This is a genomic window from Pelagibacterium lentulum (assembly GCF_003992625.1).
Taxonomy (GTDB): Bacteria; Pseudomonadota; Alphaproteobacteria; order Rhizobiales; family Devosiaceae; genus Pelagibacterium; species Pelagibacterium lentulum.
In genome coordinates, this window is sequence record NZ_RZMW01000037.1 from 106892 (window position 1) to 130829 (window position 23938).

A 23938-nucleotide genomic window follows, 5' to 3' on the forward strand; every position below is an offset into this window, starting at 1 on the left:
TGCCTGCGATGGTTGAATTGAAAGTGCGGAAGATTGGAAACTCGTTGGGTGTGGTGTTGCCCAAGGAAGTGGTTTCACGCCTCAACACGCGCGACGGGGAGCAATTATACCTATCGGAGACCCCAGATGGCGGTTATCGGCTGGTGCCCTTTGACCCGGAGTTTGAAAACAAGATGAGCAAGGCCGAAGACATCATGCACCGGTATCGCGATACGCTGCATGTGCTGGCCAAGTGAGCGAACCGACATGGATTGCGCGTGACGAAGCGCTCGTAATTCATGAGCGGCTGCTGGTTCTGCATGGCGGAGCGGCAGGCATTCGCGATGAGGGATTGCTGGAGTCGGCATTGGCGCGGCCACAACAGTTTGCAGCCTATAGCGAGTCTGTCGAAATTGTTGAACTGGCAGCACTTTATACGACGGCGATCGTCAGAAACCATCCCTTTGTGGACGGCAATAAGCGGACCGGGTTCGTGCTTGGCATATTGCTTCTTGAACTGAATGGTTTCCAATTTTCAGCCAGTCAGGAGGACGCTGCCAATGCTGTGCTCGCACTTGCCGCAAGCGAGATCGACGAGAAAGACTATGCTCGTTTCCTTACCGCCAATTCAAAGGCCGTTTAGTCGTTTCTGTCATCCCCCGATGCACCCAACCGGAACAACGGCACGATGACTTCCTGCTCAAACGCGATGTGGCGCCGCAGACCCTCGAAAAAGCCGCGCAGCATATAGCCGAAGGCTTCAGGGGCAGGGCGGTCCTCGCCGCGCCCATAGGTCATAAGCGCGTCGTAGAGTTCTTCGGAAAAGCAGATGTCTTCGAGATGCTCGAACTTCAGCCGCTCAATGGTACGGGTGAGGCCGGAAAGCTGCGGCCAGCGCCGGGCGATGGCGGGAAAGACCACGTCTTCTTCGAGCGTGTGGGCGTGTGAAATAACAGGGCTGAGTGCGCGGGCGGCATTGATGCAGGCAGGGCGGTCGATCTGAGCGGGCAGGGAGTCCGCAATGGCTTCAAGGCTTGCGCAAAGGGCAAGCTGGTCGCGATGGCTGGCAAGCAGGAAATCGCCAAGGCCGTAGGGATCGTGGCGATCCGACCGGGAGGCGGCTTCGGGCAGCGGGCTGGTCATGAGCTTTGCTCCTCAAGTTCGCCATGCGCCAGGATGAACCTGCGCAACGGCAGATCAGCGGGGATTTGCGCATGGGAAACAAGCAATACGGTGCGACCGGCAAGGGCAGCAGGAATGTCACTGAGAAATTCAAGCTCGGTCTGGCGATCAAGGCCTGCGGTGGGCTCATCGAGCGCAACGATACCAGCAGGCGACAAAAGCGTGCGTGCGAGGCACAAACGCCGGGCCTGTCCGGCAGAGAGGGTGGCACCGGTTTCCCCGATCATCGTGTCGAGCCCAAGGGGCAGGGCGCGAATGGTTTGCTCGAGCCGGGCAGTGCGCAGGGCGCTCCACAGCTCGGCATCGGTGGCTTGCGGTTGGGCGATGAGCAGATTGTTGCGCACGGTGTCGAAAAAGACCGGGCTGTCCTGGCTCAGGAGCGCGACGCGCGCGTGCAGGTCGGCGAGCGCGACATCGCGGGTGTCGGTTCGGGCAATCGTGATCGAGCCCTTTTGCGGATCGGCAAGGCGCAGCAGCAGGGCAAGCAGGGTGGATTTGCCCGAGCCGCTCGGCCCGGAGATTGCGACATGCTCACCGGCGGCAAGCGACAGGTGAATGTTCTCGAGGATCGGCCTCGATGCGCCATAGCCAAAGGTCACGTTCTCGAAATGGATGTCGTTGCCTTCAGGCAGCGCGATAGGGCGTGCGGCCTCGCGGATGGCAGGCGGCATGGTAGCAACCGCTTTGAGCCGCTCTGCCGAAGCTGCAGCCTGGCCGAATTTTCCGACCGAGCGAATGATGACATTGGTGGCTTCAAAGCTGCCCATGACCGCGAAAACAAGGCCAGCGAGAAGCGCACCGGTGATGGCGTCCAGTTCAAGTGTTCGCAGCCCGGTAAAGAGAATGGCGATAAGTGCAAGGCCGGTTAATGCCTGAACACTGGCGCCTGCAATTGAGGTTGCGAGGGATTGCTTTTTGCGCAGGCTCGCCAGTTCGGACGCGGTTTTTTCAAAACGGAGAGCGGTTTGCTGCTGCTGGCCGAAAAGGATGATGTCGTCATGGCCGGCAACCGCATCGAGCACATGGGCGCGCAATGTAGCGGCGGTTTCGACAAGATTCTGGCCGAGTTTTTTGGTCGCTGCGATCAGAATTACCGGAATGACAAAAAGCGCAACGGAGATTGCCACGCCGTAGATGACGGCCGCCGCCGGGAGGAAGTGTGCCAGAACGCCGGTAATGATCGAACCCAGGATAATGGCCGCGATCATTGGGCCGATGGCCAGAAGAAAGAGCTGATCCAGATTATCGACGTCTGCGGTCAGGCGGCTGACCAGATCGCCATGACGCAGGGAGCGGCCCGGCAGGGGAAGCCGCGGGAACAGTGCGGCAAAGAGCCAGCGGCGAATGTCGGACAAAAGGCTCAAGGTGGCATTGTGGCCGATCAGCTTTTCGAAATAGCGCGAAACAATGCGAATGAGGGAAAAGCCGCGCACCGCTGCCGATGGCGCAAACAGGTTAAAGGAGATGCCAGCGCCGGTGAGTGCGGTGGCGGTCAGAAACCACCCCGAGACGCCCAGCAGCGCCGTACCCGCTGCGATGGTTATAAGCGAAAGGACGAGAGCCAGCGCCAGCCGCTTCCAGTGCGGTGCGAAAAGGGGTGCGAAATAGGCGAGGGCTTTCATGCGCGATGCTCCTCTTTATTGGCGGCTGCGGAACGCATATGCGGCATTGTGTGAAGTTTGCCGCCAGCAAGGCGCATGGCTTTGTCGGCGCGCGCCGCGACGGAACGGGAATGGGTTAAAACGATGAGGGTGCGGCCCGCGGCAAAGGCAAAGATTTCGTCGAGAACGGCAGCTTCTGTCTCGGGGTCGAGATGAGCGGTCGGTTCATCGAGAATGATAAGGCCGGGCCCGATCAGAAATAGCCGGGCGAGTGCGATGCGCTGGGCCTGTCCGCCCGATAGCCCTTCGCCGCCTTCGCCGACGAGTGTATCGAGGCCTTCGGGCATGTCGCTAACAAAGTCCATGACACGGGCACGGCATGCCGCTGTGTGGACGGCTTCGTCCGATGCCTGGGGCGCGGCAAATCGGATATTGTCATAAAGCGTGCCGTGGAAAATGCGCGGCTTTTGCGTGATGGCCGCCAGGCGCTGGCACAATTGGGCCTCTGGCAGTTCGCAGGTTTCGGTGCCGTCGATCAGGATTTGACCTTCATAGGGTATAAGGCGTGCGATCGCGCGCATCAGTGTGGTTTTGCCAATACCGCTTTCGCCCATGATGGCGAGGCTTTGGCTTGCCGAGAGCGAGAGGTTCAAATCATCGAGAATGGCGCGGCCCGATGACGTTTTGACAGTCAGGTCTTCAATCGCGAGCGCGGCGGCATTGATCCGGATCAGTGGCGATTTGGCTGGCTGGAGTATTGTCAGCGCGTCGAGCTTGCCGATCTGGTTTTCGATCTGCTCGATGGCGGAACGCGCTGCGGCGCGGTCATGGTAATGGGCGGCAAGCTGGCGCAGCGGCTGATAGACTTCGGGCGCCATCAGCAGCGCGAAAAAGCCCATGGTGAGGGTCAGTTCGGGATGGAAGGGCAGAAAACCCAGATAGGTCAGCCCGACATAGAGCGCGACACCCGCAACGCCGAGCGCGGCGAAAAACTCGAGAATGGCCGACGAGAGGAAGGCGATGACCAGAACGCGATTGGTGCGGCGGCGCAGGTCTTCGCTGGCCTTATGGACGTCTGCGATGGCATCCTGTTCGCGGCCAAAAAGCTTAAGCGTTACGATACCGCGCAGCCGGTCTGCGAAATAGGCCGACAGGCGCGATAATGCGTTGGCCTGCCGGTCGGTGGCGGTCTGTGCACCCATGCCTGCAAGCGCCATGAACAGCGGAATGGCGGGCGCCGTGAACAAAAATAACAGGGCAATGATCCAGTCCACGGGAAACAGGACAACGGCAAAGGCGATGGGCAGGAATACTGCGCCAATCATGGCGGGCAGATAGCGCGCAAAAAAAGCTTCTATGGCTTCGGTCTGATCGACGATTGCGGTTGCGATGGCGCCGGACGCAGGCGCAAGCCCGAGGCCATTGCGCTTTTCGATCTCATGGGCAAAAAGCGCGTGCCGCAAGGCCAGCTTGATTTTTTCCGCAGCAATCTGGCCTGCCTGTTCGCCCGTGACCCCAATAGCGATGCGGACAAGCAAAATGGCGGCGACCGCAAGGACGAGCGGTGTGACGGTCGCGACGGCGGCTCCTTCCTGGATCACCCGGCCCAGAATGTTGGCCAGTACCAATGCTTGCGCCACAAGCAGAATGCCGCCGACGAGCGGCAAGCCGATGGCAAGACGAAGCGCAAATCCACCATGCCGACGCAAATCCATCATTCTGGCGTTGCGGGCTTTATCGGGCGAAGGCGGGAAGGATTGGGACATCGAATTGCCGGTTGTTTTTTTACACCTTCACCGTGCGGCACACGGGCGCAAATCGCATTGATCTGGATCAAAGCGGGACTCGCTGCGGCTTGGTTAAAGGAGACAAGCTTGGGCAAAAGTCAGGCTTTTAAATAACAAGGGCGAACGATAATGATCGATCAAACCGTCGTGGACCTGTCGCGGCTGCAATTTGCAGCAACGGCCTTATACCACTTCCTGTTTGTTCCGCTCACGCTTGGGCTCTCTTTCATGATGGCGATCATGGAGAGTGTCTATGTGATGACGGGACGTGAAATCTGGCGCAAAATGACCCTGTTCTGGGGCACGCTGTTCGGCATCAACTTTGCCATGGGTGTTGCGACAGGGATTGTGATGGAATTCCAGTTCGGCATGAACTGGTCCTATTACAGTCACTATGTGGGCGACGTGTTTGGCGCCCCGCTCGCCATCGAAGGGCTGATGGCCTTCTTTCTTGAGGCGACCTTTGTCGGGTTGTTCTTTTTTGGTTGGGACAAGCTCTCAAAGATCGGACATCTGATCGTCACCTGGCTTGTCGCCCTTGGAGCCAATTTCTCCGCGCTCTGGATTCTGGTCGCCAATGGCTGGATGCAATATCCGGTCGGCGCGACCTTCAATCCCGACACGATGCGCATGGAAATTACCAATTTCATGGAGGTGATTTTCAACCCCGTTGCGCAGGCGAAATTCGTCCATACGGTTTCGGCCGGATACGTGACGGGCGCGGTGTTCGTGATGGCGATCAGCGCATTGTTCCTCTTGAAGGGCAAGCATATCGAACTGGCGAAGCGCTCGATGGTCGTGGCGGCAAGTTTTGGCCTCGCATCGGCGCTTTCGGTCGTCGTTCTGGGTGACGAGAGCGGTTACGTTGCAACCGAGCACCAGAAAATGAAGATCGCGGCCATGGAGGCGATGTATCACACCGAAGACGCGCCAGCCGGTCTGGCACTGGTGGCCTTTCCGCGAGCCGACGGTTCGATCTGGGAAATCAAGATTCCGTGGGTTCTGGGGTTGATCACAACCCGGTCGTTCGATCAGCAATTGCCTGGTATCGATGACCTTGTGGAGGGCGCCGAAGTTCGTATCCGTAACGGCATGGTCGCCTATGACGCTTTGCAGGCATTGCAGGATGACCCCGACAATCAGGAAGCGCGCGAAACGGTCGCCGACACCTGGGAAGACCTCGGTTATGGCCTACTGCTCAAGAGGTATCGTACCGATATCCAGAATGCGAGCGATGCTGAAATTGCCATGGCCGCGCAGGATACCGTGCCCGATGTGTGGCCGCTGTTCTGGACTTTCCGTCTGATGGTGGGGATCGGATTCTTCTTCATCGCCTTTTTTGCACTGGCTTTCTGGAAGGCGTCGACCGGTACGCTCGATAAGCACAAATGGTTCCTTTACACCGCCGTCGCCGTCCTGCCATTGCCGTGGCTGGCCGCAGAAGCCGGTTGGATCATTGCCGAATACGGGCGTCAGCCCTGGGCTATCGAAGGGGTGTTGCCGACATTTTATGCCGCTTCGAGCCTGACGGTGCTCGATCTGGTCCTCAGCCTCGCCTTCTATGTGACGATATACACGGTGCTGGCGATCATCATGGTGATCCTGATGGTCAAGGCGATCAAGGCCGGTCCCAAGGATTATGTCGCGCTGCTCAATGGCGAGGACGACGAGGAAACCGGACTGCCGCGTCAATATGAAGACGATGCAAAAGCGCAACCCGCAGAATAAGGAACGGCACAGATGGACGTTATTCCTATCGATTATGAAACCCTGCGCCTGATCTGGTGGGCGTTGCTGGGAGTGCTGCTGATCGGATTTGCGATCATGGGCGGTATGGATCTGGGGGTGGGGACACTGTTGCCCGCAGTTGCCCGCACGGACGAGGAGCGCCGTGTGCTTCTCAACCTCATCGGGCCGACCTGGGAAGGCAATCAGGTCTGGCTGGTGCTCGGTGGCGGTGCGATTTTCGCCGCCTTCCCTCCGCTCTATGCGGTCTCGTTCTCGGGGTTCTACCTTGCGATGATCGTGATTCTGTTGGCGCTTATCCTGCGCCCTGTCGGGTTCAAATTCCGTGGCAAGATTGCCGACAAACGCTGGCGCGATACATGGGACTGGGCCCTGTTTATCGGCGGGTTCGTTCCGGCTCTGATCTTTGGAGTTGCCGTGGGCAATGTGCTTCTGGGGGCTCCGTTCGACCTCGACCGAACGCTGCGGCCTTCCTACCTCGGCAACTTCTTCGGGCTCTTAACGCCATTTGCACTGTTGTGCGGGCTTGTAAGCCTGGGGATGCTGGTAACAATCGGTGCTTCGATCATTGCCAAACGCACCGAAGGCGTTATTGCCGAACGGGCAACGCGTTACGGGCAGTGGTCGGCTCTTGGGACCATTGCGCTGTTTGCGCTGGGCGGGGTGTGGATCGCGTTCGGGATCGACGGCTATGTCATCACTTCGGCTGTTGTGACCGACCTACCGTCTAACCCACTGGCAAAGAGGGTGGAACTGGTGCCTGGAGGCTGGATGGCCAATTATAGCACCTATCCCTGGATGATCGTTGCACCGGTACTCGGCTTTGCCGGAATGGCGCTGGCCTGGCTGGGACTGCGGATCAAGCGGAACCTTCTGGCTCTGCTGGCGTCTGGCGTGGGAATTTTCGGGATTGTTTCCACGGCGGGGTTGTCGCTGTTCCCGTTCCTTTTGCCATCATCGCACAATCCGACGGCAAGTCTGACACTGTGGGATGCGTCCTCCAGTCAGTTGACCCTGTTCATCATGCTGGTCGCCACGGTGATCTTCATGCCGATCATCCTGGCCTATACGAGCTGGGTCTATAAGGTGATCTCGGGTCCGGTCACGACGAAATCGCTTTCGCGCAACCCGAACGCTTATTGAGACGAAGGAGACGCAATCATGTGGTATTTTGCTTGGATTCTCGGGGTCGGCCTCGCCTGCAGCTTCGCAATTCTCAATGCGATGTGGTTTGAGATGCGCGAAGACAAGATTACGGTTGAAAAGGACTAGCGATAGGCCTCGTCGACCGTGTAGGGCGGTGCGTCCGGGGGCGGGCGCACCGCTTTCATGTTATCGTGTCATGGAGGTGAGGCGGACCGAGGGATCATCAAGAACGAGAATGTGTTCACGCATTGCGCGTTCGGCGCCGGGGCCGTCGCCCTGCATGATGGCCGTGACGATATCTGCATGTTCGTCAAAAGAGATCGCAAGTCTGGAGGGCAGGCGAAAAAGCGCCCGGCGAAAGGGTGCAAGTCGTGAGCGGGTAAGTGTCGTCAGTTCGACAAGATGCAAATTGCGCGCTCCATCGAAAATCATTTGATGAAACCTGGCGTTGAAGGCCTCATAGGGGCCGAGCGACCCCGCGCGCACCAGCGCAACGGAGTGCTGATGAGCCTGTTCAAGCTCCTGGCGTTCGCCAATGCTCATGCGTTCGGCGGCCAGCCGGGCGCAAACGGCCTCAAGTTCGGCCAGCGTTTCAAACATGGTCGCCAGTTTTTCGTTGGAGACCTTGGTGACGACGGCACCGCGATTGGGACGGCGCTCGACAAGGCCGATGGCAGCGAGCTGGCTAAGGGCTTCTCGAACAGGGGTGCGGGAGACGCCGAACCGCTTGCCGACACCTATCTCATCGAGCTTGTCACCGGGAAGATATTGGCCCGACACGATAGCGTCTGAAATCGCTTGCACCATTTCTTCGACCGTTGTGCCGGTTCTGGTTAGCGGTTTGGGCTCCAAATCAAGCTCCATCGCAGGCAATGCCCAATATGCGTTATGAAGAACAGCCGCATGTCTGAATTATGGCACCAAAACAGAATGTTACCTGTGCATTTCATACCGGTGACATGCGGTTCGTTGTCGCAACGCGCGATGGTGTAGATCACTTGAGCGGTGGCTAATTCTTGAGCCGGTGCTTTTTGGCGAGTCGAGAGCCGCTTTTGCCGGACAGGCGCTAGGCGAATTTCTTGCGGGCAAGGTGGGTCGATGGCGGGGGTGGTACGTCCGGGCCGATACCGTCGCCGACAGGTGCGCCAAGGCTGGTGACGATGGGAATGACGCCAGCCCAGATGGGCAGGTCATGATCTTCCGGGTCGTCGGCGGGTGGGGCCTGGCGCAGCTTGGCCGAAGCAGCCTCGATCTCCAGCGCCAGAACGCCGGTGGCCTTGCGCTCCTTGTCGTACATCGGGCGGACCTCGTTCCAGCGCAAGGGCAGGAGATGCTCTGTGATAAGTTTCAGCGCTTGCTCGACTTCACCGGGATCGGTGACCAGACGCGTTACGCCATGGACTGTGGCGGCGCGATAATTCATCGAATGATGAAAGCCCGAGCGCGCTGCAACGATGCCTTCGAGTAACGTAACGGTCATGGTGATGGGGTCGCCATCGGAATGCAAAGCAACGATGCGGGTCTTGGTGGCGCCATGCAGATAGACGGTCCGACCCCAGCGGGCATAGGCCATGGGCACCACCATGGGCCGGCCATCGGCGATGAAACCTACATGACCGACAAGGCTGCAATCGAGAATATCGTTGATCGTCTCCTCGTCATAGCGGGCGCGGCGCGGTTGGCGGGCTTGGGCGTAAGGCGGCAGGGCGTGCTTGTTCATGGTGGTGCCTTTGGCAATCGACGTTTTAGAGGTCTTCACGTGTCGTGCGATCGAACCAAAAAGGTCTGTAACTTTTTTCCGATCGCACTCTGTCTTTGCGATAAGAGCAGTTATCTGCGATAAACTGGTTCTGAGTAAGTTCCACTTTCCGTGTATTTCAAGGATCCAGATGCTTGAGGGATTGATTGTGCTGGAACAGTCGGGCGTGCCCTTGCCCGAGCAGATTTATCGCGCCGTGGGTGCGGCGGCGCGTTCGGGTCGGCTAAGGGCTGGCACTATACTGCCCAGTTCGCGGCAATTGGCTTTGGGCTTGGGCGTTTCGCGCAACTCGGTCAATGCCGCTTATGAACTGCTGCGGGCCGACGGGGTGATCGCCATCCGTCCCGGCGCGGCGCCAAGGGTGGTAGCGCGTGTCGAACCGGATACAGTGCGGCTTGAGGGCGTAGGTGCAAGTGTAGCGTTATCGGAACGTGGGCAGGCGCTGTCGCTCGATCTGCGTAAGTGGGATGGAAGGCGAAATGGCGAGCAACTTGAACCGGGTGCGCCGGATGAGGCGCTGTTTCCGGCCGATCTCTGGGCGCGGACATTGCGGAGGGTGGCGCGGCAAAAATTCGGGGCGGCGGCGATTTATGGCAGTATGGCGGGATTGCCCCAGCTCAAATCCGCGCTGGCCGAGCATTTGGCGCGTCAGCGCGGGGTAAGTGCCGAGCCTGAGCAGATCATTGTCGTGCCATCGCTTCAGGCGGGATTGTCACTGGCGGCACACTGCCTCGCCGACCCTGGCGATGCAGCCTTCGTGGAATCGCCGGGTTATTTCGGAGCACGGACGGCCTTTGCCGGAGCCGGGCTGGTCACTAGGGCGTTAGAGGTGGATGGGCAGGGCGCTGATCCTGCGGCGATTGCCGGCAGCGGGGCGCGGCTGATCTATGTCACACCCTCGCATCACTATCCCACCGGCGCGCGGATGAATTTGCAGCGGCGCATGGATTTGCTTGAAGCGGCCCGGCGCGAAGGGGCGATGGTGCTCGAAGACGATTACGATAGCGAGTTCTTGTGGCGGGGCCGGGCCATCGCCGCCCTACAGGGCATCAGCCGGGGCGGCGAGGTGATCTATTTCGGTACTACCGCCAAGAGTCTGCTACCGGGCTTGCGGCTGGCCTATATGGTGGTGCCCCATGCGCTGGTTGGGCCGATGGGACAGGCGCAGCGCAATTTTGGTCTGCGGGTCAATATTCACGCGCAGGCTGCCTATGCCGAGCTTATCGAAAGCGGGGCTCTAGCTATCCATCTGCGCAAGATTGCCAGGCTCTATGAGGCGCGGGGGCGTTTGCTGGTGGACAAGCTGCGCGAACGGCTCGGTGCCAGGATTGACGTCTCGATGCCCATGGGGGGATTGCAAACGGTGATAGGGCTGGCCGGGCGCGTCGATGATACGAAAATCGCATCGGCACTCGCAGCGGAAGGTTTTGAAACGCCAGCGCTTTCGAGCTATTGCGTTGGAGAAAAACACACAGGGCTGATTGTCGGGTTTGCCGATGCCACCGAAAGGCGGGTGACTCGGTTTGTTGGGCTTCTCGAAGGGATTCTTATTTGACATAAAGATATCTTTATGTCTTTCATCGGACCGCGCTTCGGCCCTCAATTTGGATAGAGTTACCATGTGCAACGCCCCCGGATGTACCCATGCCAGCCACAATCATGCGCCGCAGGACGGCCGGATGGGTGGTATGGGTGAGAGCAGCCGGGTGGTGGAGGCCTTGCGGCCCGGATCGGGGCCTGTGCGGACGCGGCAGGAGGGTGAAGAGATTTTCGCTGCGCTCGAAAAGGCGGCTGCCGGGCGCATCCTCATTCTCGATGGTGCCATGGGCACCATGATCCAGCGCCACAAGCTGACCGAAGAAAATTTCCGTGGCGAGCGGTTTGCCGATTGGAGCAAGCCGTTGCAGGGCAATAACGATCTGCTGGTGATTACCGAAGCCAAGCTGATCGAAGACATCCATTTCGATTATGCGATGGCGGGAGCGGATATTCTCGAGACCAATACGTTCTCGGGTACGACCATCGCGCAGGCCGATTACGGCATGGAAGCGTTGGCCTTTGAAATCAATGTAGCGGGCGCACAGGCTGCAAAACGTGCCGCAATCCGTGCCGAGGCGGCAGATGGGCGTCGCCGGTTCGTTGCCGGTGCCGTAGGGCCGACCAACAGGACAGCCTCAATTTCCCCGGACGTCAACAATCCCGGCTATCGCGCTACCAGTTTCGACGAGTTGCGCATCGCCTATGCCGAGCAGATCGAAGGGCTGATCGATGGCGGTTCGGACCTGATCCTCATCGAAACGATTTTCGATACGCTCAATGCCAAGGCCGCTGTTTTTGCTGTTGAAGAGGTGTTCGAGAATAAGGGCATCCGGCTGCCGGTGATGATCTCTGGAACGATCACCGATCTTTCCGGTCGTACCCTGTCGGGGCAGACTCCGACGGCGTTCTGGTATTCACTGCGCCATGCCAAGCCCTTCACGTTCGGGCTTAATTGCGCGCTGGGCGCCAATGCCATGCGGGCGCATGTGGATGAAATATCCTCGATCGCCGATACGCTTGTGTGCGTTTATCCCAATGCGGGGCTGCCCAATGAATTCGGGGAATATGACGAGTCGCCCGAATTCATGGCCGAGCAGATCGAAGGGTTTGCGCGGGACGGATTTTTGAACGTTGTTGGTGGTTGCTGCGGTTCAACGCCCGAGCACATTTCGGCCATTGCCCAAGCGGTTGCAAAATATCCTCCGCGTGAAATTCCGGTTGTCGAGCCGCGCTTGCGGCTTTCGGGGCTGGAGCCTTTCACGCTGACCGACGATATTCCCTTCGTCAACGTAGGTGAGCGCACCAATGTCACCGGGTCGGCCCGGTTCAAGAAACTCATTACGGCAGGCGATTATACGGCCGCGCTCGATGTGGCGCGCGATCAGGTGGAGAATGGTGCGCAAATCATCGACATCAATATGGATGAGGGCCTGATCGACAGCCAGCAGGTGATGGTCGAATATCTCAACCTCATTGCTTCCGAGCCCGACATCGCCAAGGTTCCGGTGATGATCGACTCCTCCAAATGGGAGGTGATTGAGGCAGGGCTGAAATGTGTACAGGGCAAGCCCATCGTCAATTCGATCTCGATGAAGGAAGGCGAGGATGCCTTCCGGCATCATGCGCGGCTCTGCAAACTCTATGGCGCTGCCGTTGTCGTGATGGCGTTCGATGAGGTCGGGCAGGCCGATACGCAGGCCCGCAAGGTTGAAATCTGCACCCGCGCCTATCGCATTCTCGTCGATGAAGTGGGCTTCCCGCCCGAAGACATAATCTTTGATCCCAACATCTTTGCGGTCGCAACCGGCATCGAAGAGCACAACAATTACGGGGTCGATTTCATCGAAGCGACCCGTGAGATTGTTGAAACGCTGCCCCATGTCCACATTTCGGGTGGCGTTTCTAACCTATCTTTCTCGTTCCGGGGCAATGAGCCGGTGCGCGAGGCCATGCACGCAGTGTTTCTCTACCATGCCATCAAAGCAGGCATGGATATGGGGATCGTCAATGCTGGCCAGTTGGCCGTCTATGAATCCATTGATCCCGAATTGCGTGAGCATTGCGAGGACGTGGTTCTAAACCGGCGCGAGGATTCCACCGAGCGCATGCTGGACCTTGCTGAGCGCTACAAGGGTCAGGGTGGCAAGGAAGCGCGGGTCAAGGATCTGAGCTGGCGGGAAAAGCCGGTCGGCGAGCGAATTTCGCACGCGCTGGTCAATGGCATTACCGAATATATCGAGGCCGATACCGAAGAAGCCCGCCAGCAGTTCGATCGCCCGCTACATGTGATCGAAGGGCCGTTGATGGACGGCATGAACGTGGTCGGGGAGCTTTTTGGCTCGGGCAAGATGTTCCTGCCGCAGGTGGTGAAATCGGCCCGCGTGATGAAACAGGCCGTGGCCTATCTTTTGCCCTTTATGGAGCAGGAGGCCGATGGTGTGCAGCGCAAGGCCGGCAAGGTGCTGATGGCGACCGTTAAGGGCGACGTGCATGATATTGGCAAGAATATCGTGGGCGTGGTTCTGGCCTGCAACAATTATGAGATCATCGATCTTGGCGTGATGGTGCCAACCCAGAAAATTCTGGACACTGCGCGCGAGCAGAATGTGGATGTGATCGGACTTTCAGGACTGATTACGCCATCGCTCGATGAGATGGTGCATGTGGCGTCCGAAATGGAGCGCGAGGGGTTCGACATTCCGCTTCTGATCGGGGGGGCGACGACCAGCCGCGTCCATACGGCGGTCAAGATCCATCCGCGCTATAATCGTGGCGCGACGATTTACGTCAAGGATGCTTCGCTGGCGGTCAATGTCGTGTCCAAGCTGCTCTCGAAAGAAGCGGCGAACGATTACGTCAAGACCGTCAAGCAGGAATATGAGACGGTTGCCGAAAAGCACCGCAAGGGTGAGGCCGACAAGCAGCGCATGAGTCTTGCGGCAGCACGAGACAACAGCTTCAAGCCGGACTGGAGCAGCTATACGCCCAAGGCGCCGTCGTTTCTGGGCACCAAGGTCTATGACAATTGGGATCTGGCCGATCTGGCACAATACATCGACTGGACGCCGTTTTTCCAGGCCTGGGAGTTCAAGGGCACCTATCCCAAAGTGCTCGACGATGAACGTCAGGGGGAAGCGGCACGGCAGCTTTTCACCGACGCCAAGGTTATGCTCGAAAAGATCATTGCCGAGAAATGGTTTACGCCGAAGGCGGTGGTTGGCTTCTGGCCAGCCAATCGGGTGGGTGACGATGTTCAACTCTATGCCGATGAAAGCCGGAGCGAGGAACTGGCCAAATTCTTCACGCTGCGCCAACAATTGTCCAAATCGGGCAACAAGCCCAATGTGGCGCTTGCCGATTTCATGGCAGAAGCGGGCACGCCCGATTATCTCGGTGGCTTTTGTGTGACGGCGGGTTTTGAGGAAATCGAAATCGCCGACCGGTTCGACGCGGAGAACGACAATTATTCCTCGATTCTGGTCAAGGCGTTGGCGGATCGTTTCGCTGAAGCCTTTGCCGAGCGGTTGCATGAAGTGGTGCGGACCGAGCTTTGGGGCTATGCAAAAGAAAGCTACAATCCTGAAGATCTGATCGGCGAGCCCTATCAGGGGATCCGGCCAGCACCGGGCTATCCGGCCCAGCCCGATCACACCGAAAAGACAACGCTTTTCAAACTGCTCGATGCGGAAAAGCAGATCGGGGTGCAACTGACCGAAAGCTACGCCATGTGGCCGGGATCATCTGTTTCCGGGCTCTATTTCGCGCATCCGGAAAGCTATTATTTCGGGGTGGCCAAGGTCGAGCGCGATCAGGTGGAAGATTACGCCCAGCGCAAGGGCATGAAGATCGAAGATGTCGAGCGCTGGCTCGGGCCGGTGCTCAATTATATTCCTGGCGTGGAGAAGGCAGCGGGGTAATCGGATGGGTCTATCTCGACATCTTCATCCCAACCTCTTATGAACCCCGATGAAAACCGAGTTCGCCGGGGGCTTTTTCAACATATGTCCAGTTTCATTCTGACCCTATCGTGCGCCGACCGGCCTGGTATCGTGGCGGGGGTGACGACAGAGCTTTTTGGCCTTGGCGCCAATATCGCTGAATCCAATCAGTTCTGGGACCGCGATACCGGCAAGTTCTTCATGCGGATCGGCTTTACGGCGCCAGACGGCACCGATAAGGAAGTCGTAGAGCGTGCGCTCAAGCCGGTGATCGAGCGGTTCGAGATGAAAACGGCGATTGTCGATGAAAAGCGCGTGCCGCGTATCGTCATCATGGTCTCGAAATTCGACCATGCCCTGCTGCATTTGCTGTATCAGATCCGGGTCGGTTGGCTGCGTGCGGAAGTGGCCGCGATTGTCTCAAATCACGACGATGCGCGTGCGATTGCCAACGCTGAAGGCATCACCTTCCATCACCTGCCGCTGGAAAAGGGCAAGAAGGCCGAGCAGGAAGCAAAGGTGCTTGAGATCATAAAGGCTGTCGATGCGGACCTGATCGTTCTGGCGCGCTATATGCAGATCCTTTCCGATCAGCTTTCAACGCGGCTGTTTGGCAAGGTCATCAATATCCACCACTCGTTCCTGCCCAGCTTCAAGGGTGCCAAACCCTATCACCAAGCCCATGAGCGCGGGGTCAAGATCATCGGCGCGACGGCGCATTACGTGACGCCGGACCTCGATGAAGGTCCGATCATCGAGCAGGAAACCGCGCGCGTGACCCATGCGATGACGCCTGACGATCTGATCGCGGTCGGCCGTGATATCGAAAGTCGCGTGCTGGGTCGGGCGGTGAAAATCCATCTTGAGAACCGCGTCATGCTCAATGGGCACAAAACTGTAGTTTTCGCATAGGAACAGGTCATGACCGCAACGATCATCGACGGAAAAGCAGTCGCCAGGGCGGCAATCGAGCGGGTTAAGGCCGGGTCCACGGCTTTCACTCAAGCCAATGGCTTTCCGCCGGGTCTGGCGGTGGTGCTTGTGGGGGAGGATCCGGCAAGCCAGGTCTATGTGGCATCAAAGGGCAAGATGGCCAAGGAGTGTGGCTTCCATTCGGTCCAGCATACGCTGCCTGCCGATACCGGTCAGGATGAGTTGCTGGCGCTGATTGCAAAGCTAAATGCCGATCCCGCGATCCACGGCATACTGGTGCAATTGCCGCTGCCCAAACATCTCGATGAACGCACGACCATTGCCGCCCTCGATCCGGCCAAGGATGTGGACGGGCTCCATGACGTTTCCATCGGGCGGCTGGCGTCGGGGCAGGTGGAGAAAACGCTAGTGCCCTGCACACCCAAAGGCTGCATGGAGCTTATCGATACGGCACATCCCGAAGGCATTTCGGGATTCAGCGCGGTGGTGGTTGGTCGCTCCAATCTCGTGGGGCGTCCTGTTGCGGCGCTTCTCCAGCACGCAAACGCGACCGTGACCATCGCCCATTCGCGCACGCGCGACCTGGCGCAATTGTGCCGTTCGGCGGATATTCTGGTTGCCGCAATCGGCCGGCCGGAATTCATCAAGGGTGATTGGGTCAAGCCCGGTGCGACAGTTATCGATGTGGGCATTAACCGCATCGATGCGCCGGAAAAAGGCGAGGGCAAGACGCGGCTTGTGGGCGACGTCGATTTTAATGCCGCCGCTGTTGTTGCGGGTGCGATCACTCCGGTTCCGGGCGGGGTGGGGCCAATGACAATTGCCATGCTGATGGCCAATACATTGCGTGCCGCCGAACAGATTGTCGCAGGCTGACGCAACCTCGAAATAATTTGATCCAGATCAAATTAAGACAATAAAATCAGGAGTATGACTTCCTCATCACTTGAACTGATGGAGAAGAAAATGCCTGCTGATGCAATCTGGTTCGTGGCCCTTGCTCTTGGTGCCTTCGGCGCGTTCGGGCTCGCGCTTGGTTATGTGAACTTTATCGCCAGCGACAAGGCGATTACCGCCGAGCAAGAGCGTAATAGGCAGTAGGGTGTCAGTGTGGGCGTATTGCGAAACCATCCGCATCTAACCGCGGCCGGGCGCGCAGATCCCGACGGAAGTCTGACGGGCTCTTGCCCGCAATCTTGCGGAAGCATTTGTTGAAGGCTGAAAGCGAGCCGAAACCGCTATCCATTGCCACCTGCAACACATTGGCGCTGTCATTGATCAAAAGCGCTTGCGCGTAGGACAGGCGCAGAAGGCTGACATACTCGTTCAGCGTCATGCCGGTGGATTTCTTGAAAACGTTCATGGCGTATTTGGGGTGAATATCCGCAGAATGGGCGATATCGGTCGAATCGATGTCATGCCGGAAGTTTTCGGCAATGAATTCGCAAATCCTGCCGATATTGGCAAAGCTCTGCTGGTCCGGTGCTTCAAGGGGTGCTGAATCGGTGGTGGAGGCATCGATCAGCCGATAGTTGTCGAACTGGATGCGCTCGATGCGCAAGAGCAGTTCGTCGATGGCGTGCTCGACTCGTGCAGGATCTTCGGATCGCATATAGTCGGACCAGCGCGCGAAGGCGGCGGCATCGCCCGGATCGGATTTGGCGGTGAGCAGGGTCGCGCCCCGCATCAGCTTTTGCTGAATGTCGGCGGGCAGGCGCAAGCGGAAGAAATGAATCAGCGGCAGGTGGATCGCAACAAAGAGCGCATCATCTGAGGTGTCATAGACACGATGGGGCAAGCCGCCCCAGAAAATGCAGACATCGCCTTTATCGAGCCGGGTCTGGTGGCCTTGCATCTGATAATCGACAAAACCCTGGAATACATAGTTTATTTCGATCTGGGCATGCCAATGGGCAGTCGACATTATACCCGGCTGTTCATGGCTTACGACCAGCCGGTTTGGCACTTTTTCGACCGTGCTTTTAGACGGATTCCAGTACCGCTTCTGTCCCATCTTACTTTCCGCCGACTCTGCCTTCCCTTTGCACGAGACGCCGGTCCTCCTGCTGGTAGTCTATGGTCAGCTCGGCAATCGGGCAACGAAAAAAGGGAGGAATATCAATGCGCGTGAAACTTGGCTGCGCAACCTTGGCGCTGTGTGTCGCAATGGGGGCATCGGGCGCCAATGCTCAATCTGGCGAGTTGACCATCTGGAGCTGGAACATTGCAGCATCCTCGCTGGAGGCTGTCGTTGAGGGCTTCAACGCACAATATCCTGATATCAGCGTTCGTGTTGATGACCTTGGCAATCAGCAGGTTTTCGACCGCCTTCTGGCGGGGTGTGCGGCTGGGGGAGCCGGACTGCCCGACATCGTTTCTATCGAAAATCACGAAGCGGAAATCTTCTGGGCGCAGTTCCCTGATTGCTTCGTCAACCTGCGCGATCTTGGGTACACCGAAGAACTGGCTTCAGAATTTCCCGATTTCAAGCGCACCGAACTTGAAGTGGGCGATGCCGCCTATGCCATGCCTTGGGATTCGGGCCCCGTCGTCATGTTCTACCGCCGGGACTTTTACGAAAATGCGGGTGTCGACCCTGCTTCCATCCAGACCTGGGATGATTTCATTGAGGCTGGAATTGCGATTGCCGAAGCTAATCCCGGCGTGACCATGACCCGTGCTGACCTCAATGGCGATACCGAATGGGTGCGCATGATCGGCAATGAGCAGGGTTGCGGCTTTTTCTCCGATGATGGCAGCGCGATCACCGTCAACCAGCCCGGCTGCGTGGCCGCGCTGGAAAAGGTCAAGGAAATGGTCGATGCCGGTATCATGACAGCGGCAGACTGGGACGAAAAAATCCAGGCCAACAATGCGGGCACTGTTGCCTCGCAGATGTATGGCGGTTGGTACGAGGGCACCATTCGTTCGACGGTGCCTGAAGATCAGCATGGTCTGTGGGGCGTTTATCTGATGCCCAGCCTTGATGCGAATGGCCCACGTGCAGCGAACCTTGGTGGCTCGTCGCTGGCGATCACCTCAGCCTCCCAAAATCCCGAGGCCGCATGGGCCTATGTCAATTACACGCTGGGTACCAATGAAGGCCAGGTGACGATGCTGCGTGAATATGGCCTGGTACCGTCGTTGCTCTCGGCCCTTGACGATCCTTACGTTTCTGAACCCCTGGAGTTCTGGGGCGGTCAGGCCGTGTGGGTCGATATTCTCGGAACGCTCGATGATGTCGTTCCAAGCCGCGGCACGCCGTTCTTTGGCGATGCGGATGCCATCGTTCAGGCAGCGCAAACCCAGTATATCAACGGGGCGTTCGAGAGTGCGCAAGCGGCACTCGACGATGCGGCCAGTCAGATCGCACTGGTAACCGGCCTGCCGATTGCCGAGTAAATCCTCCTGAAAGTGGCGCGGGGCGAAATTGCTCCGCGCCGCCTTTGTCAGTGCAACTTGGGGAGGAGCAGCCCGGATGCGCGCGCGCAATCGCATAGCCTATGGCTTTCTCGCACCATATCTTTTGATCTTCGCGGTCTTCTGGATATGGCCGATTATCTATTCGTTCTATCTCTCGTTCCTCTCGACGCGGGCCGTGCCCTGGACCTGGGCGCCGCATATGAACTGGGGACGGTTGTGGATCGATCCGGCCTTCTGGAACGCGCTTCGCAATACGCTGGTAATTCTTTTCATCCAGGTGCCGGTGATGATCGCGCTGGCGACCTTGCTGGCGGTGCTGCTCAATTCGCAATTGCTCAAGGCGCGCGGCATCATGCGTTTTGCCTTCTTTGCGCCGGTGGTCGTGGGGGAAGTCGCCTATGCGGCGGTGTTCCGGCTGATGTTCAATGCCGATTTCGGGGTGATCAACAAAATCCTCACAGGTGTTGGACTGCCTGCCGTCTCGTGGTTTTCAAACCCGACAGCGGCCATGGCGCTTATCATCATGGCCGTGACCTGGCGCTGGGTAGGCTATAACGCGATCATCATTCTTGCAGGTCTGCAATCGATCCCCGACGATGTTTATGAAGCGGCAACGCTCGACAAGGTTTCCAAGACAAAACAGTTCTTCTTCATAACCCTGCCGCTGTTGCGTCCAATCATCCTCGTTTGCGTGGTGCTTTCGGTCATAGGGACAATGCAGCTTTTCGCCGAGCCGTTCCTTATCACCAATCGTGGCGGTCCGGGCGGGGCCACTGAAACGCTTGGTCTGTTTCTCTACAGGCAAGGCTTCACGGTGCTCAATTTCGGCTATGCGTCGGCGGTTGCCTATACGATTGCCGGGCTTGCCATCATCATCTCGCTTATCAACTTCTGGCTGGGGAGGGATCCCAAATGAAGCCACAATCTGAAATGCGGTCGAAATCGTCCCGAGAAATGATCCGGACCATAGGGTTGCATGCTGTTCTGGTGCCGCTGGCAATTGTCTGGCTGTTCCCGCTCTGGATGATGATGGTGTTTTCTACGCTGCCGGAGAACGCGATCTTTTCAGCGCAAATCCAGTGGCTGCCCGGAACCCACTTCTGGGCCAATTTCGAGCAGTTGCAGGCCGATACGGGCTTTTTGCGCACCCTGTTCGTGTCCATCATGGTGGCGCTGGTTTATACTGTATTGTCAGTCTTTCTGACATCCATGGCTGGCTGGGCGCTGGCGCGTTATCACTTTCTTGGCAAGGGCATGGTCCTGGCGATCATTCTGGGTACGCTGACGCTGCCCTATTTCGTCGTGGTTATTCCCCAGTTCATCATGGTGGCGCGTGATTTCGGGCTGGCCAATACCTGGTTTGCGCTGATCGTGCCGCCGCTTTTCAATTCGCTGGGCGTATTGTTCATGCGGCAATCGTTCTCGATGATGCCGGGCGAATTGTTCGATGCGGCACGGGTCGAGGGGGTCAAGGAATGGAAAATATTCCTTTTTGTCGCCATGCCTATGGCCCGGCCTACAATTGCGGCGCTTTGCATCATCCTGTTTCTTGCAAGCTGGAACAACTATCTCTGGCCACTGCTGATAAACAATCAGCCGGACATGATGACGGCGCCGGTAGCTCTGGGGTCTTTGATCGGGCTGACGCGTGTATCGTGGGGCGGCATCATGACAGGCGCGGTGCTTTTGACGGTGCCCATGCTTGTGGTTTTCGTGCTGTTGCAGCGCCATTTCGTCGCCGGCATCGCTGCCGGGGCCATCAAATAGGAGAGGGCCGATGGCCGGAGTAACACTGAAAAATGTTGTAAAGCGGTTTGGGTCGGTTCAAGTGATTCATGGCGCATCGCTGGAGGTCGAGGATGGCGAGTTTGTGGTCTTTGTCGGACCGTCTGGCTGTGGGAAATCCACGCTTTTGCGTATAGTTGCCGGCCTTGAGGACGCCAGCGAAGGAGAGATCGAAATCGATGGCATGCTGGTCAACGATGTCGAGCCTGCCGATCGCGGCATCGCGATGGTGTTCCAGTCCTATGCGCTTTATCCGCACATGACCGTGGAGCAGAACCTTTCGTTCGGTTTGCGCATGAACGGCAACCCCAGGGAGGATACCAACCGGCGCGTGCAGAAAGCCGCCGAAATCCTCCGCATCAATGAATTGATGAAGCGCCGGCCCAAGCAGCTTTCCGGTGGCCAGCGCCAGCGCGTTGCCATTGGCCGGGCCATCGTGCGTGAGCCTGAGGTGTTCTTGTTCGACGAGCCGCTTTCCAATCTCGATGCGGAATTGCGGGTGCAGATGCGGGTGGAGATCGCGCGGCTGCATTCGGAACTGGGAACGACGATGATTTATGTTACCCACGACCAGACCGAAGCCATGACGCTGGCCGACAAAATCGTTGTATTGCGGGATGGCAAGATCGAGCAGGTGGGCAAACCGCTGGACCTTTATGATGATCCGGCCAACCAGTTCGTGGCCGGTTTCATGGGAAGCCCGAAGATGAATTTTATGGAGGCCAGTGTCAAAAGCGCGAGCAATGGCAGTGCGACAGTAAAGCTCGTCAATCAGGGCGGTGCGATGATTACCCTGCCGGTCAGCGACGGTCCGGCAGTCGGCGACAGAGTTACCGTTGGCGTTCGGCCTGAACATTTCCGCGCGGCGGGACAGGGCGATTGCGACATTGACCTCAATATCGATGTGGCCGAGCATCTGGGCTCGACGAGCTACATCTACGCCAACACCAAATCGGGTGAGCAACTTATCGTCGAGCGCGAGGAATCGCGTTCGGAAGTCGGGTTGGAAAAGCTCACCGCCAGCATTCCAGCACAACAGGCATTTCTTTTCGATGCTCAGGGCAAGCGCCTGAACTGACAATCGTTTTCAGAGAGTTTTAGATTATGACCGATACCAAATCACTGCGCTGGGGCATTCTTGGGCCAGGCGGCATCGCCCGTGCGTTTGCTGGAGGCATTGCGCACTCTCAAACCGGAAAGCTCGTGGCGCTCGGTGCCCGCGATGCGACCAAACCCGACTATCTGGAGCATTTCCCCGGCGCGCGCGTGCATGAGGGTTATGATTCCTTGCTGGCCGATGATGAAGTCGATGCCATCTACATTTCGACCCCGCACCCCTTTCATGCGCAGTGGGCAATCAAGGCGGTCAAGGCAGGCAAGCATGTGCTTGTCGAAAAACCGATGGGGCTTTCCGCCTATGAGGCGGATGCGATTTTCCATGCGGCGGAAAAGGCCGGAGTGTTTGCAGGCGAAGCCTTCATGTATCGGGTGCATCCACAAACTGCCAAGCTGCTTGAGCTTGTGAGTACGGGGGCCATTGGCGAGGTGCGGCTGATCAAATCCAGCTTCGGCTTTGCCATGCCCAAGTTCGATCCCGAACATCGGCTCTATGCCAATCATCTGGCAGGCGGCGGCATTCTCGATGTGGGATGCTATCCGGTTTCCATCGCCCGACTGATTGCCGGAGCTGTCGCGGGCAAGCCATTTCTGGAGCCAACCAATGTGGCGGGGGTTGCCCATATTGGTCAGTCCGGGGTCGACGAATGGGCATCTGCGGTTCTCAAGTTCGAGAACGAGATTATTGCCGAAGTCTCGTGCTCGGTCTCGGTGGCGCAGGATAATATGCTGCGCATTTATGGAACGACGGGACGTATCGAGGTTGCCGACTTCTGGTTTGCTTCCGGCAAGCAGGGCGGCGTTGGCGAGATCGAAATCCATCGCCCCGACGGCGCCGTCGAGACCGTCGAGGTCAGGGAAGACAAGTGGCTATACGCTTTCGAGGTTGATGCGGTGGCCGAGGCTGTTGCCGCCGGAACGCAAGAGTTCGCGGCACCGGGCATGAGTTGGGACGACACGCTGGGAAATTTGCGGGTATTGGACAAATGGCGCGCTGATGCCGGGCTGACCTATGAGATCGAAACACCTGCGCTGCGTAAACACACGCTTGTCGGCGAAGCGCTTGAAAAGCGGTACGATATTATCAGGCATCGACCGATCGAGGGGATCGGCAAGTCGGCCTCGCAGGTGGCGCTCGGGTTTGAGAGTTTCCCGAATTTCTCGAGTGCGGCAATTATGCTCGATGCGTTTTTTGAGCGGGGCGGTACGGTTTATGACACGGCCTATATCTATCAGGGTGGCTTGACCGAGAGAAACTTCGGCGACTGGCTGAAGGCCCGCGGCGTGCGCGAAGAGGTTGTCCTTATCGGCAAGGGCGCGCATTCGCCGCTCGTCTATCCCGATGTTATTTCCAAGCAGCTCGATCAGAGCCTCGAGCGGCTTTCGACCGATTACGTGGACATCTATTTCATGCACCGTGACAATACCGATATTCCGGTGGGCGAGTTTGTCGATGCCATGGATCGGGAAGTTAAGGCCGGGCGCATTCGCGGGCCAATCGGGGGATCGAACTGGACGCGTGAACGGCTCGACGAAGCGCGAGCCTATGCCGAGGCCAACGGGAAGACGGTTCCGACGGTCTTTTCCAATAATTTCTCGCTGGCTGAAATGCTCGATCCGATCTGGCCGGGCTGCGTTGCTTCGTCAGACGATGATTGGAAGGACTGGCAAAATGGGCGCGGCATGACCAATTTTGCCTGGTCGAGTCAGGCGCGCGGGTTCTTCACCGACAGGGCCGGACGCGACAAGCAGGACGATGAGGAAATCGTGCGCTGTTGGTATTCAGAAAGCAATTTTGGCCGCCGCGATCGCGCCGTGGAACTGGCCGAAAAACTCGGCAAAAGCCCGATCCACATTGCGCTGGCTTATTGTCTCGCCCAGCCCTTCAACGTGGTACCGCTGATCGGGCCGCGCCGGTTGCAGGAGCTTGACGACAGCCTCAAGGCGTTTGAGATCGCGCTGACCCCGGAAGATGCCAAATGGCTGGAAACCGGGGAGCGGTAA

General features: G+C 58.0%; 21 protein-coding genes. 15 read left to right on the forward strand and 6 right to left on the reverse strand.

The window, feature by feature from the left end:
• Positions 1-8: 8 nt before the first annotated feature.
• Positions 9-236 (forward strand): AbrB/MazE/SpoVT family DNA-binding domain-containing protein, encoded by a 228-nt coding sequence (locus EO133_RS11220; RefSeq protein WP_127072730.1) that lies wholly within the window; start codon positions 9-11, stop codon positions 234-236.
• On the forward strand, positions 233-622 hold the full coding sequence (locus EO133_RS11225) for a type II toxin-antitoxin system death-on-curing family toxin (RefSeq protein WP_127072731.1): 390 nt from the start codon (positions 233-235) through the stop codon (positions 620-622). Before EO133_RS11220 ends, EO133_RS11225 begins: the two co-directional genes overlap by 4 nt.
• On the opposite strand, the gene EO133_RS11230 is transcribed toward EO133_RS11225, so the two are convergent.
• Genes EO133_RS11230 through cydD form a run of 3 tightly spaced genes read right to left on the reverse strand, consistent with a single transcriptional unit; the run spans position 619 to position 4528 of the window.
• Positions 619-1122 (reverse strand): hemerythrin domain-containing protein, encoded by a 504-nt coding sequence (locus tag EO133_RS11230; RefSeq protein ID WP_127072732.1) that lies wholly within the window; start codon positions 1120-1122, stop codon positions 619-621. The two genes, EO133_RS11225 and EO133_RS11230, sit on opposite strands and share 4 nt — an antisense overlap.
• Entirely contained in the window at positions 1119-2783 is a 1665-nt protein-coding gene (gene cydC, locus EO133_RS11235) for a thiol reductant ABC exporter subunit CydC (RefSeq protein ID WP_127072733.1), read from the reverse strand. Before cydC ends, EO133_RS11230 begins: the two co-directional genes overlap by 4 nt.
• Positions 2780-4528, reverse strand: coding sequence for a thiol reductant ABC exporter subunit CydD (gene cydD, locus EO133_RS11240; protein WP_127072734.1), 1749 nt, complete (start codon positions 4526-4528; stop codon positions 2780-2782). The genes cydC and cydD overlap by 4 nt, the downstream gene beginning before the upstream one ends.
• A 153-nt stretch (positions 4529-4681) precedes the next feature.
• Here cydD and EO133_RS11245 point away from each other — a divergent pair, with 153 nt between their 5' ends.
• From EO133_RS11245 to cydX, 3 genes are read left to right on the forward strand one after another with little or no spacing between them, the layout of a single operon-like run.
• Positions 4682-6277, forward strand: coding sequence for a cytochrome ubiquinol oxidase subunit I (locus EO133_RS11245; protein WP_206513511.1), 1596 nt, complete (start codon positions 4682-4684; stop codon positions 6275-6277).
• A 12-nt stretch (positions 6278-6289) separates the two neighbouring features.
• Positions 6290-7438 carry a cytochrome d ubiquinol oxidase subunit II gene (cydB, locus tag EO133_RS11250; RefSeq protein ID WP_127072736.1) on the forward strand — a complete coding sequence of 383 codons (1149 nt, stop codon included), beginning with the start codon at positions 6290-6292 and terminating at the stop codon, positions 7436-7438.
• Between the two features lie 18 nt (positions 7439-7456).
• Positions 7457-7567 carry a cytochrome bd-I oxidase subunit CydX gene (cydX, locus tag EO133_RS11255; RefSeq protein WP_127072737.1) on the forward strand — a complete coding sequence of 37 codons (111 nt, stop codon included), beginning with the start codon at positions 7457-7459 and terminating at the stop codon, positions 7565-7567.
• Positions 7568-7627: 60 nt separating this feature from the next.
• Here cydX and EO133_RS11260 read toward each other — a convergent pair whose 3' ends face one another.
• Together EO133_RS11260 and EO133_RS11265 are read right to left on the reverse strand one after the other, a co-directional pair.
• Positions 7628-8293, reverse strand: a complete 666-nt coding sequence (locus EO133_RS11260; protein ID WP_244640664.1) for a GntR family transcriptional regulator — start codon at positions 8291-8293, stop codon at positions 7628-7630.
• Positions 8294-8507: 214 nt separating this feature from the next.
• Positions 8508-9200: a pyridoxamine 5'-phosphate oxidase family protein gene (locus tag EO133_RS11265; RefSeq protein ID WP_244640665.1), complete on the reverse strand. Its 693-nt coding sequence runs from the start codon at positions 9198-9200 to the stop codon at positions 8508-8510.
• A gap of 130 nt (positions 9201-9330) precedes the next feature.
• Between EO133_RS11265 and pdxR the strand changes: the two genes are divergently transcribed.
• The 5 genes from pdxR to EO133_RS20685 all read left to right on the forward strand — a co-directional run bounded on the left by pdxR (position 9331) and on the right by EO133_RS20685 (position 16711).
• Positions 9331-10755, forward strand: coding sequence for a MocR-like pyridoxine biosynthesis transcription factor PdxR (gene pdxR / locus EO133_RS11270; protein WP_127072739.1), 1425 nt, complete (start codon positions 9331-9333; stop codon positions 10753-10755).
• 124 nt (positions 10756-10879) lie between these two features.
• On the forward strand, positions 10880-14656 hold the full coding sequence (gene metH / locus EO133_RS11275) for a methionine synthase (RefSeq protein ID WP_371870916.1): 3777 nt from the start codon (positions 10880-10882) through the stop codon (positions 14654-14656).
• A gap of 84 nt (positions 14657-14740) precedes the next feature.
• Complete coding sequence (gene purU / locus EO133_RS11280) at positions 14741-15589, forward strand: formyltetrahydrofolate deformylase (RefSeq protein ID WP_127072740.1); 849 nt, start codon at positions 14741-14743, stop codon at positions 15587-15589.
• 9 nt (positions 15590-15598) lie between these two features.
• Positions 15599-16486, forward strand: coding sequence for a bifunctional methylenetetrahydrofolate dehydrogenase/methenyltetrahydrofolate cyclohydrolase FolD (folD, locus tag EO133_RS11285; RefSeq protein WP_127072741.1), 888 nt, complete (start codon positions 15599-15601; stop codon positions 16484-16486).
• A 90-nt stretch (positions 16487-16576) separates the two neighbouring features.
• A complete protein-coding gene (locus EO133_RS20685) occupies positions 16577-16711 on the forward strand; it encodes a hypothetical protein (protein WP_280516101.1) in 135 nt (44 codons plus the stop codon).
• A gap of 4 nt (positions 16712-16715) precedes the next feature.
• Here EO133_RS20685 and EO133_RS11290 read toward each other — a convergent pair whose 3' ends face one another.
• The gene (locus EO133_RS11290) at positions 16716-17624 is read right to left on the reverse strand and encodes a helix-turn-helix domain-containing protein (RefSeq protein ID WP_127072742.1); all 909 of its coding nucleotides are present in this window, start codon (positions 17622-17624) and stop codon (positions 16716-16718) included.
• A gap of 107 nt (positions 17625-17731) precedes the next feature.
• On the opposite strand from EO133_RS11290, the gene EO133_RS11295 reads away from it, so the two are divergent.
• From EO133_RS11295 to EO133_RS11315, 5 genes are all read left to right on the forward strand, one after another.
• Positions 17732-19012, forward strand: a complete 1281-nt coding sequence (locus EO133_RS11295) for an ABC transporter substrate-binding protein (RefSeq protein ID WP_127072743.1) — start codon at positions 17732-17734, stop codon at positions 19010-19012.
• Positions 19013-19088: 76 nt separating this feature from the next.
• Positions 19089-19949, forward strand: a complete 861-nt coding sequence (locus EO133_RS11300) for a carbohydrate ABC transporter permease (RefSeq protein ID WP_127072744.1) — start codon at positions 19089-19091, stop codon at positions 19947-19949.
• Positions 19950-19963: 14 nt separating this feature from the next.
• Positions 19964-20800: a carbohydrate ABC transporter permease gene (locus EO133_RS11305; protein ID WP_127072940.1), complete on the forward strand. Its 837-nt coding sequence runs from the start codon at positions 19964-19966 to the stop codon at positions 20798-20800.
• A gap of 10 nt (positions 20801-20810) precedes the next feature.
• Positions 20811-21896 (forward strand): ABC transporter ATP-binding protein, encoded by a 1086-nt coding sequence (locus tag EO133_RS11310; protein ID WP_127072745.1) that lies wholly within the window; start codon positions 20811-20813, stop codon positions 21894-21896.
• A 26-nt stretch (positions 21897-21922) separates the two neighbouring features.
• Entirely contained in the window at positions 21923-23938 is a 2016-nt protein-coding gene (locus tag EO133_RS11315) for an aldo/keto reductase (protein WP_127072746.1), read from the forward strand.

Coding starts and splice junctions, on each gene's coding strand:
- EO133_RS11220 (WP_127072730.1), top strand. CDS start 9: ATGGTTGAATTGAAAGTGCGGAAGATTGGAAACTCGTTGGGTGTGGTG.
- EO133_RS11230 (WP_127072732.1), bottom strand. CDS start 1,122: ATGACCAGCCCGCTGCCCGAAGCCGCCTCCCGGTCGGATCGCCACGAT.
- cydB (WP_127072736.1), top strand. CDS start 6,290: ATGGACGTTATTCCTATCGATTATGAAACCCTGCGCCTGATCTGGTGG.
- cydC (WP_127072733.1), bottom strand. CDS start 2,783: ATGAAAGCCCTCGCCTATTTCGCACCCCTTTTCGCACCGCACTGGAAG.
- cydD (WP_127072734.1), bottom strand. CDS start 4,528: ATGTCCCAATCCTTCCCGCCTTCGCCCGATAAAGCCCGCAACGCCAGA.
- EO133_RS11295 (WP_127072743.1), top strand. CDS start 17,732: ATGCGCGTGAAACTTGGCTGCGCAACCTTGGCGCTGTGTGTCGCAATG.
- EO133_RS11300 (WP_127072744.1), top strand. CDS start 19,089: ATGCGCGCGCGCAATCGCATAGCCTATGGCTTTCTCGCACCATATCTT.
- purU (WP_127072740.1), top strand. CDS start 14,741: ATGTCCAGTTTCATTCTGACCCTATCGTGCGCCGACCGGCCTGGTATC.
- EO133_RS11315 (WP_127072746.1), top strand. CDS start 21,923: ATGACCGATACCAAATCACTGCGCTGGGGCATTCTTGGGCCAGGCGGC.
- EO133_RS11310 (WP_127072745.1), top strand. CDS start 20,811: ATGGCCGGAGTAACACTGAAAAATGTTGTAAAGCGGTTTGGGTCGGTT.
- EO133_RS11290 (WP_127072742.1), bottom strand. CDS start 17,624: ATGGGACAGAAGCGGTACTGGAATCCGTCTAAAAGCACGGTCGAAAAA.
- EO133_RS20685 (WP_280516101.1), top strand. CDS start 16,577: ATGCCTGCTGATGCAATCTGGTTCGTGGCCCTTGCTCTTGGTGCCTTC.
- folD (WP_127072741.1), top strand. CDS start 15,599: ATGACCGCAACGATCATCGACGGAAAAGCAGTCGCCAGGGCGGCAATC.
- pdxR (WP_127072739.1), top strand. CDS start 9,331: ATGCTTGAGGGATTGATTGTGCTGGAACAGTCGGGCGTGCCCTTGCCC.
- metH (WP_371870916.1), top strand. CDS start 10,880: ATGGGTGGTATGGGTGAGAGCAGCCGGGTGGTGGAGGCCTTGCGGCCC.
- EO133_RS11305 (WP_127072940.1), top strand. CDS start 19,964: ATGCGGTCGAAATCGTCCCGAGAAATGATCCGGACCATAGGGTTGCAT.
- cydX (WP_127072737.1), top strand. CDS start 7,457: ATGTGGTATTTTGCTTGGATTCTCGGGGTCGGCCTCGCCTGCAGCTTC.